The following is a 16,565-nucleotide window of genomic DNA, read 5'->3' on the forward strand; positions in this document are numbered from 1 at the left end:
GAATCAGCGGCCGTCGAGCCGTACGGCATCGCGGAACCCCTGTCCGGCAGGTACGGACTCCGGTGGTGTTCCGCCGCGGCCGTCGGTGTCCGGTCGGGTTCGCCCCCGCCCCGCGCCGCATAGGACACTCGTCCGGAGCGGATATCGACAGACCCTAGGATCGGGAGCATGGCGGAGTTCATTTACACGATGAGGAAGACCCGCAAGGCGCACGGGGACAAGGTGATCCTCGACGACGTGACCTTGTCCTTCCTGCCCGGCGCGAAGATCGGCGTCGTGGGTCCCAACGGTGCGGGCAAGTCGACCGTGCTCAAGATCATGGCGGGTCTCGAGCAGCCCTCCAACGGCGACGCGTTCCTGTCGCCGGGCTACAGCGTCGGCATGCTCCTCCAGGAACCTCCGCTCAACGAGGAGAAGACGGTCCTGGAGAACGTCCAGGAGGGCGCCGCGGAGACGCTCGGCAAGCTCAACCGCTTCAACGAGATCGCCGAGCTCATGGCGACCGACTACTCCGACGCGCTGATGGACGAGATGGGCAAGCTCCAGGAGGAGCTGGACCACGCCAACGCGTGGGACATCGACGCCCAGCTCGAACAGGCGATGGACGCGCTCGGCTGCCCGCCCGGCGACTGGGCGGTCACGAACCTCTCCGGTGGTGAGCGCCGCCGGGTGGCGCTGTGCAAGCTGCTGCTGGAGGCGCCCGACCTGCTGCTGCTCGACGAGCCCACCAACCACCTCGACGCCGAGTCGGTGCAGTGGCTGGAGCAGCACCTGGAGAAGTACGCCGGCACCGTCGTCGCGGTCACCCACGACCGGTACTTCCTCGACAACGTCGCGCAGTGGATCCTGGAGCTCGACCGGGGCCGCGCGTTCCCGTACGAGGGCAACTACTCCACGTACCTCGAGACCAAGCAGACCCGTCTCAAGGTCGAGGGCCAGAAGGACGCCAAGCGCGCCAAGCGGCTCAAGGAAGAGCTCGAGTGGGTCCGCTCCAACGCGAAGGGCCGGCAGGCCAAGAGCAAGGCGCGCCTGGCCCGTTACGAGGAGATGGCAGCCGAGGCCGACAAGATGCGGAAGCTGGACTTCGAGGAGATCCAGATCCCGCCGGGCCCGCGCCTGGGCAACGTGGTCATCGAGGTCGACCAGCTCAACAAGGCGTTCGGCGAGAAGGTGCTGATCGACGACCTGTCGTTCACGCTGCCGCGCAACGGCATCGTCGGCATCATCGGTCCGAACGGCGCCGGCAAGACCACGCTGTTCAAGATGCTGATCGGCGACGAGACGCCGGACGACGGCAACATCAAGGTCGGCGACACCGTCAAGATCTCGTACGTCGACCAGGGCCGCGCCAACATCGACCCGAAGAAGACGCTGTGGGAGGTCGTCTCCGACGGCCTCGACTACATCAACGTCGGACAGGTCGAAATGCCGTCGCGCGCCTACGTGTCGGCGTTCGGCTTCAAGGGCCCGGACCAGCAGAAGCCGGCCGGCGTGCTGTCCGGCGGTGAGCGCAACCGCCTCAACCTCGCGCTCACCCTCAAGCAGGGCGGCAACCTGCTGCTCCTCGACGAGCCGACCAACGACCTCGACGTCGAGACCCTGTCGTCGCTGGAGAACGCGCTCCTGGAGTTCCCGGGCTGCGCCGTGGTCGTCTCCCACGACCGGTGGTTCCTCGACCGCGTGGCGACCCACATCCTCGCCTACGAGGGCGAGTCCAAGTGGTTCTGGTTCGAGGGCAACTTCGACTCGTACGAGAAGAACAAGGTCGAGCGTCTCGGTGCGGACGCGGCCCGTCCGCACCGCGCGACGTACAAGAAGCTCACCCGCGGCTGACCCGGACGCCGACGCGGACAGTCCACGGCCTCCCCGCGTGTGCGGGGGAGTTCCACCCACCCGTGGCTGACGCGGGCAGTCGGCCCCCGTCCCCGGTGCTCGCGCGAGCAACGCGAGGATTCGGGACGGGGGCCGCTCCGTGCGGCACCGTTCTCACAAGCTCCGCCACAGAAAGGGCCAATCGTGGCCAGGCACGTGTACCAGGCGACTCTGCGGTGGTCCGACATGGACGCCTACCGGCACGTCAACAACGTCCAGTACCTCCGCTACCTGGAGGAGGCGCGCGTGGACATGATGTTCACACTCGGACAGCGCGAGGGTGCCAAGACCCTCGCGGAGGGCGTCGTGATCGCCCGGCACGAGATCGACTACCGCCACCCGCTCGTATGGCGGCCCGAGCCGATCCGCGTCGAGACCTGGGTGATGTCGATAAGGGCGGCGCAGTTCCAGCTGGCGTACGAAATCCTGGACGACGACCACGTCTACGCACGTGCCACGTCCGTCCTGGTGCCCTACGCGCTCGACGATCAGCGCCCGCGCCGGCTCAACCAGGACGAGCGGCGTTACCTCGAAGGCTTCCTGGAGGCCTGACCACCACCATGACCGCCCTGCACCTCGTCGACGGGTCCGCCGTCGCCGACCTCGCCGGATACCTCGTACGCCTGCTGCGCTACGACCGGGCCGCCGTCGTCCACTTGCGGGCCGACGGTGCGGTGCTCGGCACCTTCGGCCGTGTCCCGTTCGGCGGCGGCACGTCCGGCGTGGTCGCGCTCCGCACCACCGAACTGGCCGATCCCGTACGCGTGGACGCGGCGGTGTCCGCGGGCCGTCTGCTGGACGCGCTCGCGGCCGTGGAGGACGAGCACGGCAAAGCGTCCAAGGAGACCGCGGTCGTGACGGCCCCGCCCGAGGTGACGGGTCCGCCGTGGACGGCCATGCTGCCGCCGCGTACCGGCTGGGTGCAGTTGGCGTCGCTGCCGATCGCCGGGCTGGTCCGCGAAGTCGCGGAAGCCGTCGGGCGGTTCCGCGGCCGTACCGAGGCATTGCCCGCCGAGGAGCGTACTCGCGCCGCCCTGGACCAGATGGCCGAGGACGTGTGGAGCCGGGCACTGAGCGGAGTCCCCGGCACCCATCTCCCGCTGCGTGCCGCACACGCGGCCGCGTCGCTGGGGTTCCTCGGCTCGGTCGACGCCGGCGCCGAGGCGACCGTGCTGTCGGTGGGGGGATGGCTGCGGCTCGACGCGCCGTACGGCTCGGTGTCGGTGCGCAGATCCGGCGGCCCGAGTCTGTTCGTCCCCCGCTGACCCGCACCGGCCGGGGACCCGTCAAAGGGTCGGCGGCGGAACGTCTATCGTCTCGTCTGTCGTGTGGCGTCCCGTGATCGCATCCGTGGCGCGACCGCCGGACGACGGTCCGACCGAAGTGACTGCCCACGTGATCGCCGACGTGATCACCACAGTGACCGCCACAGTGACCGCCAAGTGACCGCCGAAGGTTGGGGATGACCGCGCACACCACCGTAGAGACGGCCGAGCCGACCGGAGGGCAGCCCCGCCCGCTGAGCGACCGTCTGCCCCGACCGTGGGCGTTCCCGCTGCTGGCGTACGCTTCCACGTGGATCCTCACCCTCGGCGTGTGGGCGTGGCTCGGCGACCGCAACGTGCGGTACGTGCCTTCGGTCGAGCGCCGCAAGTACCACGGTTGGGAACTGCACTTCATCTTCAAGGACGCGTCGAACTACCTCGACATCGCCCGCTTCGGCTACCCGGACCAACTGCCGCTGGACGCCGACGGTTCGGTGAAGGCCAACAACACGGCCTTCTTCCCGCTGCTGCCGATGATCGTCAAGGCGGTCGCGGTGCCGCTGGGCGGACGCTACGTCCTCGCCGCGCTGATCGTCTCCGTGGTGCTGGGCGCGGCCAGTGCCTACGCCGTGTGGAAGCTCGCCGACCACCTGCGCGGCCGCCGCGTCGCGGACCGCGCGGTGCTGCTGTACTGCCTCTTTCCCGGCGCGTTCGTCTTCGGCTTCCTGTACGCCGAGTCGCTGGCCGCGCTGCTCGCGGCGTTCTGCCTGCTCGCGCTGCTGCGCAAGCAGTGGGTGCTCGCGGGGGTGTTGGCGGGTATCGGCACCGCGGTGCGGCCGAACATGGTCATGTTGTGCGCCGCCTGTGCGGTCGCGGCCGGGATCGCGATCCACCGCGACCGGGAATGGAAGGCGCTGTGGGCGCCGTTGCTGTCGCCGATCGGCGGGGCGGCGTACCTGCTGTGGGGCACGCTCAGGTACGACGACGCGCGGTTCTGGTTCAAGACCCAGGACCAGGGGTGGGACCAGCACACCGACTGGGGCGTCAACACGGTCAAGCGCGTGTTGTGGCTCGACCCCGCGGTGCGCGCCGAGCCGGCCCAGAACCTGATGCACACCGTGTTCTTCGTGCTCGCGGTCGTCGGCGTGGTCTGGCTGCTGCGCGAGAAGTTCCCGCCCGCGGTCACCGTGTTCACGCTCGGCATCCTGCTGCTGTCCTTCACGGCCTCCGCGCAGGGCAGCAAACCGCGCTTCGTGTGGACCGCGTTCCCGATGTTCATCGCCGCGGCGACCCGGCTGCGCGGACGCACCTTGGTGGTCGTCCTGGCCTTGTTCGCCGCCGGGTTCGTGTGGCTCGCCGGCTGGTCGCCCCTGCACTACGGCCGCGGCGCCCCGTAGGCACACGCGGAACCGGCGGCCGCGGACCCGGGTTGCTGAGGGGTGGCCGCGGGTGGCCGCGGGTGGCGAGCGCGGGAAAACGGGGTGACTGCGGACGAGTTCGCCGGGTAGACAAGATGGGCCGAGCACGTCGCGGCCCGACGGGCGGCCCTTCCCGCGCGTTGCGGTGATCACACCTCCGGGATCGCAGGGCGCGTAAAACGGATGGCGCGCACATGCCCGCGACCTGTTGGATTGTCGATTGTGCCCGGCCCGGATCCCGTCATGGTCTGGACCAATAGCGGGCTATTCGACATGCAAAGCGACCACTTCGCCAACCGGCTGATTGTTTCCTTGACACCTTGCGCAGACGCGATACATCGTGTCCGGTGAGAAGGCTCGCGACATATCGCGTTTGTGGGGGCTAGATGAAGAGTTGGAAGGCGCTATCCGCACTGCCATGCGGACGCCGAAGCAAATGGGTCGTGTTCGTCGGTTGGATCGTGATCATCTTCGCGCTCTTCCCGTTGGCGGGGAAGCTCTCCGGAGCGCAGGACAACGAGATGTCCGCGTGGCTGCCCGGCAGCGCCGAGTCCACCAAGGTGGTCGAGGAGCAGAAGGACTTCCGCGAGGACACGATCGCGAACGCCAATGAGATCTACTACCGTCCTGGCGGTCTGTCCGACGACGACCGCAAGGCGATCGCGGACGACCAGGCGCAGTACGTCAACGTCGAGGGCGTGGCGAGCGAGACGCTGGACGTCCAGTACAGCGGCGACAACACCACGGCACAGATCGAGATCCCGATCGCGATCAAGGACGGCGGTTGGGAGGACCTCAACGAAGCCGTCAAGGAGATCCGCAAGGTCGCGGACGAGGGCGCACCCGCGGGCCTCGAGGCGTACACCGCGGGTCCGGCCGGCATCGGTGCCGACCAGGCCGCCGCGTTCGAGGGCATCGACGGCGCACTGCTCATGATCACCATGGGCGTCGTCATCGTCATCCTGCTGCTGACGTACCGCTCGCCGGTGCTGTGGTTCGTGCCGCTCATCTCCGCGGTGTTCGCGATGTTCGCCGCGTGGGCGGTCGTCTATCTCGCGACCAAGGCCGGCATCACCGTCAACGGCCAGAGCTACGCGGTGCTCAACATCATGATCTTCGGAGCCGGGACGGACTACGCCCTGCTCCTGATCGCGCGTTACCGCGAGGAACTGCGCAACTACGAGGACCGCCACGAGGCGATGGCACACGCGCTGCACCGCGCGGGCCCCGCCATCATCGCGAGCGCCGCCACGGTGGCGCTGAGCATGCTGGTCCTGCTGGCCGCCGAGATGAACTCCACGCAGGGCCTCGGCCCGGTGTGCGCCATCGGTATCGCGGTCGGCCTGCTGGTCATGACCACGCTGCTGCCGGCCCTGCTGGTCATCTTCGGACGCTGGGCGTTCTGGCCCAAGATTCCGCACGTCGGCACCGAGCAGTCGCACAAGAACAGCGTCTGGACCCGGGTGGGCGCACTCATCGAGCGGCGTTCGCGCTCGGTGTGGGTGGTCACCGCGGTCGTGCTCGCGGCGTTCTCGATGGGCCTCATGGGCCTCAAGGCCTCCGGCGTCGAGTTCAAGGACCAGTTCACCAGCAAGCCCGAGTCGATCAAGGGCATGGAGATCGCGGCGAAGTCCTTCGCGCTCGGCTCCGGCGACCCGATCGTCGTCATCGGCAACGAGGCCCAGCAGAAGCCGCTGATCGACGCCATCCAGGCCACCCAGGGCATCGCGCCCGAAGGGGTCGCCCCGGCCGGGCCGCCGAAGAACGGCAAGGTCGAGCTGTACGCGACCACGTCGGACGGCCCGGACACCGAGGCCGCCCGCAAGACGGTGGAGCGCGTACGCGATGCGGTGCACGGCCTGCCGGGTGCCGACGCCAAGGTCGGCGGCGGACCCGCGATGGCGCTGGACATGGAGAAGGCGTCCGAACACGACGACAAGGTCATCATTCCGCTGATCCTGCTCGCCGTGCTGATCGTGCTGTGCGTCCTGCTCCGCTCGATCCTGGCGCCGGTGATCCTCATCGCCACCGTGGTGCTGTCGTTCGCGGCGGCACTGGGCATCAGCTCGCTGGTGTTCAACCACGTGTTCGGGTTCGCGGGCATGGACGTCGGCATGCCGCTGTTCATCTTCGTGTTCCTGGTCGCCCTGGGCATCGACTACAACATCTTCCTCATGCACCGGGTGCGCGAGGAAGCGTTGAAGCGCGGTACCCGCAAGGGCGCGATCGTGGGCCTGGAGGCGACCGGCGGCGTCATCACCTCGGCCGGCCTGGTGCTGGCCGCGACGTTCGCGGTGTTCACCACGATGCCGCTCGTCACCTTCGTGGAGATGGGCTTCGCGGTGGCGCTCGGCGTCCTGCTCGACACGTTCATCGTCCGCTCGGTCCTGGTGACCGCGCTGACGCACGACATCGGGCAGAAGATCTGGTGGCCGAGCAAGCTCGCCAAGAACCCGGAGGCGACCGAGCACAGCGGCGCGGACGGGACCGACGGCCCCGGCCGCGAGCGCGACGAGGCACTGGTCTGAACGGCACCGGTCTGAACACCGGTCCGACGGCCGAAACGCCGCGGGCCGGAACGTACCGACTGAACAAACAGCACTGAACGCACGAATCGCACGGCCGCTGACGCTGAGTCAGCGGCCGTGCGGCACAGGGCGCGTGATCGTCCAAGATGTGAATCTTGGTCTATCGCGCGCCCCTTTGCGTGACATACACTCCCCATCCCCGTCGGGCCGCTTCGTGTCACCGGACATGTACGAACGTGCGCGGCACGCAACTCCTGTGTCCTGGACCGGTAACCGCTGTCCCCGTCCCGTAGCGACGCCGCCGGAGCCGTCGCCACTCTGGTTCCAGCCCGCCGGACGACCCCGTGGAAGTCCGGCGGACCGCGGGACCCCGCGTGCCGACCCGAGGGGGGGACGGCATGTGGGGAGCATCCCGGCAAGGGCGGTCTCACCCCCAGGAGACCGCCCTTGGCATGTGCGCTCAGGTCCGGGGTCCGAGGGCCGGGGGCAAGACCGAGACAAGGGCCACGGGCCAGGGCCACGGTCCGAAGCTCCGAAGAGCGGCCTCAGCCGCCGACGCTCCACCAGGACGTCGTGTGCGCGGGCAGGACATGGCTTCCGTCCGGAGCACCGTCGACCGGCCCGCTGGATTCCAGCAGGGCGCCGATCGGCGGCACCACGACCGGGGCGTCCGTCAGGTTGGCGAAGCACACGAACCCGGGGCTGCGCTCGAACGCCAACGTGCCTTCCGGCGACCGAAGCCACGTCAGCACCCCGTCGCCGCCCAGGGCCGGGTGTTCACGGCGCAGACGCAGGGCACGCCGGTACATGCTCAGCGTCGACGCGGGATCTTTCGCCTGCGCCTCCGCGGTCAGCGCCCGCCATCCGGCAGGCTGCGGCAGCCACGACCGCCCGCTCGGCGAGAACCCGAGCGACGCCCCGTCGTCCGACCACGGCAGCGGTACGCGGCACCCGTCGCGCCCCCGCAACGCTCCGCCGGACCGCAGGAACACCGGGTCCTGCCGCAGCTCGTCCGGCAGGTCCACGACCTCTTCGAGCCCCAACTCCTCGCCCTGGTACAGGTACACCGAGCCGGGCAGCGCGAGTTCGAACAGCAGGGCCGCGAGCGCGCGGTCCAGCCCACCGAGGCGCGTCGGCGCCCGCGGTACGTCGTGGTTGGCCAGCACCCACGTCGGCGGCGCACCCACCTTGTGGGCGGAGTCGAGCGACGCGTCGACCACGCGCCGGATCCGTTCGGCGTCCCAACCCGCCATCAGGTAGGGGAAGTTGAACGCCTGGTGCAGTTCGTCGGGACGGGTGTACGCGGCCAGCCGGTCCGGATTCGGCACCCACGCCTCGGCGACCGCGATCCGTTCGCCGGCGTACTCGTCCAGGACGCGCCGCCAACCGCGGTAGACGTCGTGCACCTCGGGCTGGTCCCAGTAGGGGAGCCGGTGGTGCATGCGGCCCTCCCAGCCCTGCGGGATGGCACCGGCGTCCGGCAGGCCGACCGCCTTCAGCAGGCCGTGCGCGACATCGATGCGGAAGCCGTCCACACCGCGGTCGAGCCAGTGCCGCAGGATCGACAGGTACTCGGAACGCACTTCCAGATTGCGCCAGTTCAGGTCCGGCTGCTCGGGCGCGTACAAGTGCAGGTACCACTGGCCGGGGCTGCCGTCGGCCTCGCGCACGCGGGTCCACGCCGGACCGCCGAACTGCGAGGTCCAGTCGTTGGGAGGCTCGCCGCCGTCCGGCCCGCGGCCGTCGCGGAACAGGTAGCGGGAGCGCTCGCACGAGCCGGGCGGGGACGCGAGTGCGGCCCGGAACCAGGCGTGTTCGTGGGACGTGTGGTTCGGGACGATGTCGATGACGACGCGCAGCCCCAGCCCGTGGGCGCGCTCCACCAACCGGTCGAAGTCCGCGAGAGTGCCGAACACCGGGTCCACGCCCCGCGGATCGGCGACGTCGTAGCCGGCGTCGGCCATCGGCGACGGGTAGAAGGGGCTGAGCCACACGGCGTCGACACCGAGATCGCGCAGATGCGGCAGCCGTTCGACGATGCCGGGCAGGTCGCCCACTCCGTCGCCGTCGGAGTCCGCGAAGCTGCGCGGGTACACCTGGTAGAAGACCGCGTCGCGCCACCACGCCGGCTCACGCGCCGGAGCGCGCGGCGTACGGGCGCCGTCCCTGCGGTGGTCGTGGCGATCGTCCTGCTGCCCGGTCACATCCACGTGCGGTCACCACCTCCGCAGACTCCCCGAACGCGGGGTCACTCCGGCCGGTTTACTTCGGTCACTACTCCGCCTGGTTCACCATCGACTCCGCGGCGTACACCAAGTAGTCCCACAGTTGCGCGCGGTGGGGCTCGGCCAGCGCGAGTTCGTCGACGGCGGTCCGCATGTGCCGCAACCACGCGTCGCGGGCGGCCGGCGTCACCGCGAACGGCGCGTGCCGCATGCGGAGTCGGGGGTGGCCGCGCGAATCGCTGTACGTGCGCGGGCCGCCCCAGTACTGCATCAAGAACAGCCGCAGGCGCTCCTCGGCGCCGGCGAGGTCCTCTTCGGGATACATGGGCCGCAGCAGCGGGTCGGCGCGTACGCCCTCGTAGAAGCGGTGCACCAGCTTGACGAAGGTCTCCTCGCCGCCCACCGCGTCGTAGAAGGAGGGGGACTGATCCGCCGTCGATTCGCTCACCGCACCATCCTCGCAGATGGGCACCGGCCGGCGGAGGGGTCGCACACAACCCGCCCGCGGAAGAACAGCCCCGGGAAAACCGGATCGGGCGCCTGCCCCGGGCCTCCGCACTGCGCCGCGCGCAACCCGCAGCTTCCCGTTCGCACCCGGGTATGCACCCGGCCAGGCCACGTCGAAGCCGCGATATGCGGGCGTACGGCGCGGGACGGGGTCGTGCGTCCGGGTCGTGCGTCCGGGGTGCGCGTCCGGGGTGGGCGTCAGGGGGTCGGCGGGGGTGCCGACGGGGGTGCCGCCGCCGGGGGTGCCGCGGGCTCGGCGGCGGGGGCCGCGGCCGCGGCTGTCGCGTCGACCGGGGGGATGGCGGTGACGACCGGTTCGGACAGGCGTACGCCGGCCTCGTCGAACGCGCGCTTGAGCCGGGCCCGCAACTCGCGTGCCACCGGCAGCTCCTGGCCGGGCATCGTCTTGACCTGCACCTGCAGGACGACCGACTCCGGGGTGACCGACTCCATGCCGATCACCTCGCCCGGACCCCACACCGTCTCGCTCCACGTCTCGTCGTCGGCGAGCTGCTCGGTCGCGGTGACGATCAGGTCGCGGACCTTGTCGACGTCCTCGCGGTAGCCGACCTGGACGTCGATCTTGGCGGTGCCCCAGCCCTGGCTGTGGTTGCCGACGCGCTTGATCTCGCCGTTGCGCACGTACCAGACCGTGCCGTCGACGTCGCGCAGCTTGGTGATGCGCAGCCCGACCTCGATCACCGTGCCGGACGCCGGGCCCGCGTCCACCAGGTCGCCGACGCCGTACTGGTCCTCGAGGATCATGAACATGCCGGACAGGAAGTCCGTCACGAGGTTGCGCGCACCGAAGCCGATCGCCACGCCCGCGATGCCGGCGCTCGCCAGCAGCGGGGCGAGGTTGACGTTGAGCTCGCTCAGCACCAGCAGTGTGGCGATGCCGAGGATCACGAACGAGGCCATGCTCCGCATGACCGAGCCCACGGTCTCGGCGCGCTGCCTGCGGCGCTCCGCGTTGAGCAGGAACCCGGTCACCGGGCGGCCGCTGCCGTTGGCGCCGTCGTTGGCCATCCGCGCGATCAGCTGGGTGATCATCTTGCGGGTGATCGCCCGCACGATGAGCGCGACGATGATGATGACCAGGATGCGGATGGGCGTCACCACGAGGGTCTCGCCGTGCCGGTCGAACCAGCTCGACACCTTGCCGTCCTGCTGTTCGTCGTCGGCGGCGGCGAGCAACATGGCCGGGAGTCCCGGTGCGAACACGTGCGGACCTCTCTGGTGCTGGTGCCGGTCAGGGCTTGCGGACGATCAAGCGCCCGATCGACTGTAGGTCGGCTGCCCGATCGAGTGCCCGATCAGGTGCCCGATCGAGTTCGGTCAGGCGCCGGGCGGGTCCCCACCACCGTAACGGCACGCCGCGGAGGTGCCCGTCAGGCCGGTCCACCGGGCGAGGAAGGCCAGAGTGTCGGCCGACAGTTCGACGGCGCGGGTGACGGACCGCTCCGCGTGGCCCACATCGGACTCCGCGCGCAGCAGCACCGGCCGGCTCCCGGCGCCGAACGTCTGCAGCGCCGCGCACATCTTGCGGGCGTGCAGGGGGTCGACGCGGGTGTCCCCCTCGAACACCGTGAACAGCACCGCCGGGTACTCCACGTCCTCGGTGACGTGGTGGTACGGCGAGTACCCCAGCAGCCAGTCCAGTTCCTCGGGCACCTCGACCGTGCCGTACTCGTCGGTCCACAGCCGGCCCAGCCCGGACAGCTCGTAGCGCGCCATGTCCAGCAGCGGCGCCGAGCAGACCACCGCCGCGTACAGCTCGGGCCGCTGGGTCAGCGCGGCGCCGACCAGCAGGCCGCCGTTGGAGCCGCCGGAGATGCCGAGGCCGCCGGGCGCCGACCAGCCGCGGGCGAGGAGGTGTTCGGCGGCGGCGTGGAAGTCGTCGAAGACGCGCTGCTTGTGCTCGCGCATGCCCGCTCGGTGCCAGTCCTCGCCCTCCTCGCTGCCGCCGCGCAGGCAGGCGATGGCGTACACGCCGCCGGACTCGACCCAGCTCAGGACGCCGGCGGAGTAGCCGGGGGTCATGGGGATCGCGAAGCCGCCGTAGCCGTACAGGACGGTCGGGCGCGGGATGTCGGGGGCGGACGTCGGGGAGACGACGAACATGCGTACGACCGTGCCGTCCTTGGAGGCGTACTCCTCGACGCTCACGTGTACCTCGGGCACGTCCACGGCGCCCGGGGCGGTCGCCCACACCGAGACCTCGCCGGTACGCGCGTCGTAGCGGCGCACCGCCGACGGCGTGCGGTAGTCCGACCAGCCGAACCACGCCTCGCAGCCGCCCTCCGGCCGCTCGACGAGTGCCCCTATCGAGCCCAGTGCGGTCGCGGACCCGTCCGTGCCGAGCGGGACCGTCCCGGTGCGGGCCCCGGTACGCAGGTCGTGGCGGGACAGCTCGCCCACCGCGTGTCGGGTCCACGCGGCCAGCAGGACCGGGGCGTCGCCCAGTTCGGGGCCGTCGAGGATCGCGTAGTCCTCCAGGACCGCTTCCGGGTCCTCGGGGACCAGCGTCTTCCACGAGCCGGGGCCGAGGTCGGCCGCGGCCGGGTCCGTGACGCAGATCCGGCCGCGTGGGGCGTCGAGGTCGGTGAACAGGTACAGGCGCCCGTCGCGCCCGGGGTGCGCGCCGGTCCGCGCGTCGACGCCGATCTGCACGGGCCGCAGTACGGGGGCCTCCGGCGGCCCCGCCGTCAGGTCCGCGATCCACAGGTCGTTGCGCGGCGCCGTGCCCTCGGAGGCGCTGACGACCAGGTGGCGGCCGTCGTGCGAGACCGACACGCGGAAGAACGCGGTCTTGTCCTGGTCCGCCCCGAAGACCTCGACGTCGGTGTCCGGGTCGGTGCCCAGGCGGTGCAGGTAGACGCGGCGGTGGTACTGCCGCTCGTCCTCGGGCACTTGTTCGGGCGGGAGGTTGCGCTGGAGGTAGATGGCCTGCCCGCCGGGCAGCCATGCGAGCGGCGATTCACGCGTTCGGGTGACCGGGCCGTCGACGGTCTCGCCGGTGGCGAGGTCCATGACGTACAGCTCGGATTCCTCGGTGCCGCCACGCGACACGCGGTATGCGAGGAGGTCCCCTTCGAGCGAGGGCCGCCAGTCGTCGAGCGTCGTCGTCCCGTCCGGATCCAGCGCGACCGGGTCGACGAGCACCCGTTCGGCCCCGTCCGGACCGACCGTCACGAGGACCGCGTGTTCCTGCTCGGGGAGGCGCCTGCGGAAGAAGCAGCGGTCCCCGCGCCACAAAGGCGCTCCGACGGTGCCGGTGGCCAGAAGGGCGGCCACCCGGTCGCGCAACCGGTCCCTTTCCGGCAGCTCCGACGCCGCTGTGGCGAAAATCTCGGCCTGCGCCCGAGACCATGCCCGGGTGCGCTCTGAAGAGGGGTCCTCAAGCGGCCGAAAAGGGTCCGGAACGGGGCGTCCCGCAAGCACATCGACGGTGTCGGACCGGGGGGCGGGGGGATAGTCCGGGCGCGTCATGCCGGGATCCTAAACCCGCTCCGAGGGACCTACCCACAGGTGAACGGCGTGTGGCCTTGGGGATTCCTTGTAGCGCGAGGGGTAGGCGGGCAGCGACACTGGGAGCCGATCGTCCCGGCGCGAGCCACGTGCCGCAGGCGTAAAAGGAGGCATTACGTGCCGCATTCATTGGTCCTCAACGCGTCGTACGAGCCCTTGTGCGTGGTCTCGGTGCGACGGGCACTCATTCTCGTGCTCAACAACAAGGCCACCTGCCTGGAGGAATCCGGCAGCATTCTGCACAGCGCCACCACAGAGATTCCGGTACCGAGCGTTATTCGATTGACCCGATTTGTCCGAATCCCCTTTCGGGGTCAGGTGCCGCTCACCCGTCGCGCGCTCTTCGCCCGGGACGGTGGTCGTTGCGTGTACTGCGGGGGCGCCGCGACCAGCGTCGACCACGTCATTCCGCGCAGCCGGGGCGGGCAGCACACCTGGGAGAACGTGGTTTCGGCGTGCCGCCGCTGCAACCACGTCAAGAGCGACCGCTACATCGCCGAGCTGGGCTGGCGGATGCACCGCAAGCCGGCGCAGCCGAGCGGGCTGGCCTGGCGCATCATCGGAACCGGCTTCCGTGATCCGCGCTGGGAGCCGTACCTCGCGCCGTACGGGGCGGAGGAGTACGGGTTCGGCCGTTCCGACCACCAGCACCAGCATCAGCATTTCGACCATAGTGCCCGCAAGGGGCATTACGGCCAGTACGAAACCTACGATCAAGCCGCAAGCGCATAACGGCGGCGGGCCCTGCCGGACGAGGCAGAAGGTCCGCCGCCGTTGCCGTCTCCGAAGGGGTGCTCCGCACAGGTCGGCGCGCCCCTTCGGGCGACGCGCGCACGGAACAGCCCCGCCGGAGGCGTCTCAGGTGCGATGCTCGCTGGATGGAGCGCACGAGCACGGAGGACAAGGCCGCGGCCGGGCCGGTCACCGGTGACCTGGCCAGACTCGCGGGGGCGTACGGCGTCGCGACCGAGCACCACGGCTGGCGCGGCGACGTCGTCTACGCCGACGAGGCCACGGTCCGTGCGGTCCTCGCCGCCCTCGGCGTCGACGCCGAGACCCCCGAAGCAGTGCAGGCCGCGCTCGCGGCACACGAGCTGACGCGACGTCAGCGCCTGCTTCCCCCGGTCATCGTGACCCGCGCCGGCCGGTCCGAGACCTTCTCGGTGCACACCGAGCCCGGTGCCCGCCTCGAACTGTGGGTCGAGCAGGAGGACGGCGGGGTCCGCCGCGACCTCGCCGAACGCTCCCGCCACCTGCCGCCCGCGGTGGACGGCCAGGTTGTCCAGGAGCGGGCGTACGCCCTGCCGGTCGACCTCCCGCTCGGCTGGCACACCCTGCACGCCCGCGTGCTGTCCGCCGACGACGTGCCGCTCGGCTCCGGCGGCGTGCCCGGCGCCCGCACCGACGAACGCCTCGCCAGCGCCCCGCTCGCGGTGACCCCCGCACACCTGGCGCCGCCCTCGGGACGCTCCTGGGGATTCATGGTGCAGCTGTACTCGCTGCTGTCGCGACGCTCGTGGGGCATCGGAGACCTCGTCGACCTCGCGGACCTGGCCGGCTGGTCGGCGCGCCGGCACGGCGCCGGGTTCGTGCTGGTCAACCCGCTGCACGCGGCGTCGCCGGTGGCGCCGGTCGAACCCTCGCCCTACCTCCCGGTCAGCCGCCGCTTCACCGACCCGATGTACGTGCGTGTCGAAGCGGTGCCGGAGTACGCGTACCTCAGCCCCGTCGAACACGCCGTCGCCGAGGAACTGCGGCTGCGCACCGGCGACTTGGAGCACGCCGCGACCGACACCGCCACCGGCACGACGACCGCCACCGTCGTGGGGGCGAGGACGCCCGGCGCGGACGGCTCGCCGCCGGGAGCCGCGGACATCGCCGACATCGCCGACACCGGGGCCCGCGGCTCCGGCGAGCGCCTGGACCGCGACCGCGTGCGCACCGCCAAGCGCGAGGCGCTGGCGATGGTGCACCGGGTGCCGCGCAGTCCGGGGCGCGAGGCGGCGTACCGCGCCTTCCTCGCCACCGAGGGACGCTGGCTCGACGACCACGCCACGTGGTGCGCGCTCGTCGAGGAGTACGGCCCGAACTGGCACGACTGGCCCGAGGAACTGCACGACCCCGACGGCCCCGGCGTCCGCGAGGCACGCCGCCGCCTGTCCGCCGCCGTCGACTTCCACCGCTGGTGCCAGTGGATCGCCGACGGGCAGCTCGCCGACGCGCAGCGCACCGCGCGCGACTCGGGCATGCCGCTCGGCGTCGTGCACGACCTCGCGGTCGGCGTGCACCCCGACGGTTCGGACGCGTGGATCCTCGGTTCCGGCCGCGGCGGCGAGGTCCTGGCCCTCGGTGCCTCGGGCGGCGCACCCCCGGACGCCATGAACGCCTTCGGCCAGGACTGGAGCCAGCCGCCCTGGCACCCGGTGCGGCTCGCCGAGGCCGGGTACGCCCCCTACCGCGAACTCCTGCGCGCCGTCTTCCGCAACGCGGGTGCGGTCCGCGTCGACCACATCCTCGGCCTGTTCCGCTTCTGGTGGATCCCGCGCGGCAATCGCCCCGACCGGGGGGCGTACGTCCGCTACGACCACGAGGCGATGGTCGGCATCCTCGCCCTGGAGGCACACCGCGCGGGCGCCGTCGTGGTCGGCGAGGACCTGGGCACCGTCGAGCCGTGGGTGCGCGACTACCTGCGGGAGCGCGGCGTCCTGGGGACGTCGGTCCTGTGGTTCGAGCAGAACGACGCGGGCCCGATGCCGCCCGAGGACTGGCGTGCGCTGTCCCTCGCCACCGTGACCACCCACGACCTGCCGCCCACCGCGGCCCGGCTCGCCGGCGAACACGTCGACCTGTGGGCGGAGTTGGAACTGCTGGCCACCGACCTCGACAGTGCCCGGGCGGAAGCGGACCGGGACCGCGACGCGTGGCTCGACCTGCTGCGCTCCCGAGGGCTGCTGCGGCCGGGGGCGGGGGAGCGGGAGACGGTGGAGGCGCTGCACCGCCTTCTCGTGCGGGCGCCCTGCCGGATGATCGGCGTCTGGCTGCCGGACGCGGTGGGGGACCGCCGTCCGCAGAACCTCCCGGGAACCTCACGGGAGTACCCCAACTGGCTCCTGCCGGTGGCCGATTCGGCGGGCCGGAAGGTGCTGCTCGAAGACCTCACCGCGAGTGCGCGGGCGGCCTCGCTCGCCAGGGTGCTGCGCGGCCTGTGACCCGACGGCC

The 16,565-nt window shown here is 71.0% G+C and carries 10 protein-coding genes and 1 pseudogene; 7 read left to right on the plus strand and 4 right to left on the minus strand.

Features of this window, described 5'->3' with window-relative positions; translation table 11 throughout:
* Positions 1–168: 168 nt before the first annotated feature.
* From ettA to AB0C36_RS05125, 5 genes are all read left to right on the plus strand, one after another.
* Positions 169–1,833 (plus strand): energy-dependent translational throttle protein EttA, encoded by a 1,665-nt coding sequence (gene ettA / locus AB0C36_RS05105; RefSeq protein WP_358349395.1) that lies wholly within the window; start codon positions 169–171, stop codon positions 1,831–1,833.
* A 183-nt stretch (positions 1,834–2,016) separates the two neighbouring features.
* Positions 2,017–2,424, plus strand: a complete 408-nt coding sequence (locus tag AB0C36_RS05110; protein WP_358349398.1) for an acyl-CoA thioesterase — start codon at positions 2,017–2,019, stop codon at positions 2,422–2,424.
* A gap of 8 nt (positions 2,425–2,432) precedes the next feature.
* The gene (locus AB0C36_RS05115) at positions 2,433–3,137 is read left to right on the plus strand and encodes a DUF8185 domain-containing protein (RefSeq protein WP_358349400.1); all 705 of its coding nucleotides are present in this window, start codon (positions 2,433–2,435) and stop codon (positions 3,135–3,137) included.
* Positions 3,138–3,334: 197 nt separating this feature from the next.
* Entirely contained in the window at positions 3,335–4,534 is a 1,200-nt protein-coding gene (locus AB0C36_RS05120; RefSeq protein ID WP_358349402.1) for a glycosyltransferase family 39 protein, read from the plus strand.
* A gap of 464 nt (positions 4,535–4,998) precedes the next feature.
* Positions 4,999–7,083 (plus strand): MMPL family transporter, encoded by a 2,085-nt coding sequence (locus tag AB0C36_RS05125; protein WP_358349405.1) that lies wholly within the window; start codon positions 4,999–5,001, stop codon positions 7,081–7,083.
* A 545-nt stretch (positions 7,084–7,628) separates the two neighbouring features.
* On the opposite strand, the gene AB0C36_RS05130 is transcribed toward AB0C36_RS05125, so the two are convergent.
* The 4 genes from AB0C36_RS05130 to AB0C36_RS05145 form a co-directional block, all read right to left on the minus strand.
* Positions 7,629–9,293 carry a glycoside hydrolase family 13 protein gene (locus tag AB0C36_RS05130; protein ID WP_358349408.1) on the minus strand — a complete coding sequence of 555 codons (1,665 nt, stop codon included), beginning with the start codon at positions 9,291–9,293 and terminating at the stop codon, positions 7,629–7,631.
* Between the two features lie 64 nt (positions 9,294–9,357).
* Positions 9,358–9,756 carry a globin gene (locus tag AB0C36_RS05135; protein WP_358349411.1) on the minus strand — a complete coding sequence of 133 codons (399 nt, stop codon included), beginning with the start codon at positions 9,754–9,756 and terminating at the stop codon, positions 9,358–9,360.
* Positions 9,757–10,013: 257 nt separating this feature from the next.
* Entirely contained in the window at positions 10,014–11,039 is a 1,026-nt protein-coding gene (locus AB0C36_RS05140; RefSeq protein WP_358349414.1) for a mechanosensitive ion channel family protein, read from the minus strand.
* Positions 11,040–11,153: 114 nt separating this feature from the next.
* Positions 11,154–13,307, minus strand: coding sequence for a prolyl oligopeptidase family serine peptidase (locus AB0C36_RS05145; RefSeq protein WP_358349417.1), 2,154 nt, complete (start codon positions 13,305–13,307; stop codon positions 11,154–11,156).
* 156 nt (positions 13,308–13,463) lie between these two features.
* Here AB0C36_RS05145 and AB0C36_RS05150 point away from each other — a divergent pair.
* Together AB0C36_RS05150 and malQ are read left to right on the plus strand one after the other, a co-directional pair.
* Positions 13,464–13,967 (plus strand): annotated as a pseudogene (locus AB0C36_RS05150) (HNH endonuclease); the annotation flags it as partial.
* 257 nt (positions 13,968–14,224) lie between these two features.
* The gene (gene malQ, locus AB0C36_RS05155; protein ID WP_358349420.1) at positions 14,225–16,555 is read left to right on the plus strand and encodes a 4-alpha-glucanotransferase; all 2,331 of its coding nucleotides are present in this window, start codon (positions 14,225–14,227) and stop codon (positions 16,553–16,555) included.
* The last annotated feature ends 10 nt before the right edge of the window (positions 16,556–16,565 follow it).

Origin of the sequence: Streptodolium elevatio, from assembly GCF_040649515.1 — a bacterium.
Lineage (GTDB): Bacteria > Actinomycetota > Actinomycetes > Streptomycetales > Streptomycetaceae > Yinghuangia > Yinghuangia elevatio.

Excerpts from the sequence above, each read along its gene's own strand:
- AB0C36_RS05115 (WP_358349400.1), top strand. The coding sequence starts at position 2,433 with ATGACCGCCCTGCACCTCGTCGACGGGTCCGCCGTCGCCGACCTCGCC.
- AB0C36_RS05145 (WP_358349417.1), bottom strand. The coding sequence starts at position 13,307 with ATGACGCGCCCGGACTATCCCCCCGCCCCCCGGTCCGACACCGTCGAT.
- AB0C36_RS05120 (WP_358349402.1), top strand. The coding sequence starts at position 3,335 with ATGACCGCGCACACCACCGTAGAGACGGCCGAGCCGACCGGAGGGCAG.
- ettA (WP_358349395.1), top strand. The coding sequence starts at position 169 with ATGGCGGAGTTCATTTACACGATGAGGAAGACCCGCAAGGCGCACGGG.
- malQ (WP_358349420.1), top strand. The coding sequence starts at position 14,225 with ATGGAGCGCACGAGCACGGAGGACAAGGCCGCGGCCGGGCCGGTCACC.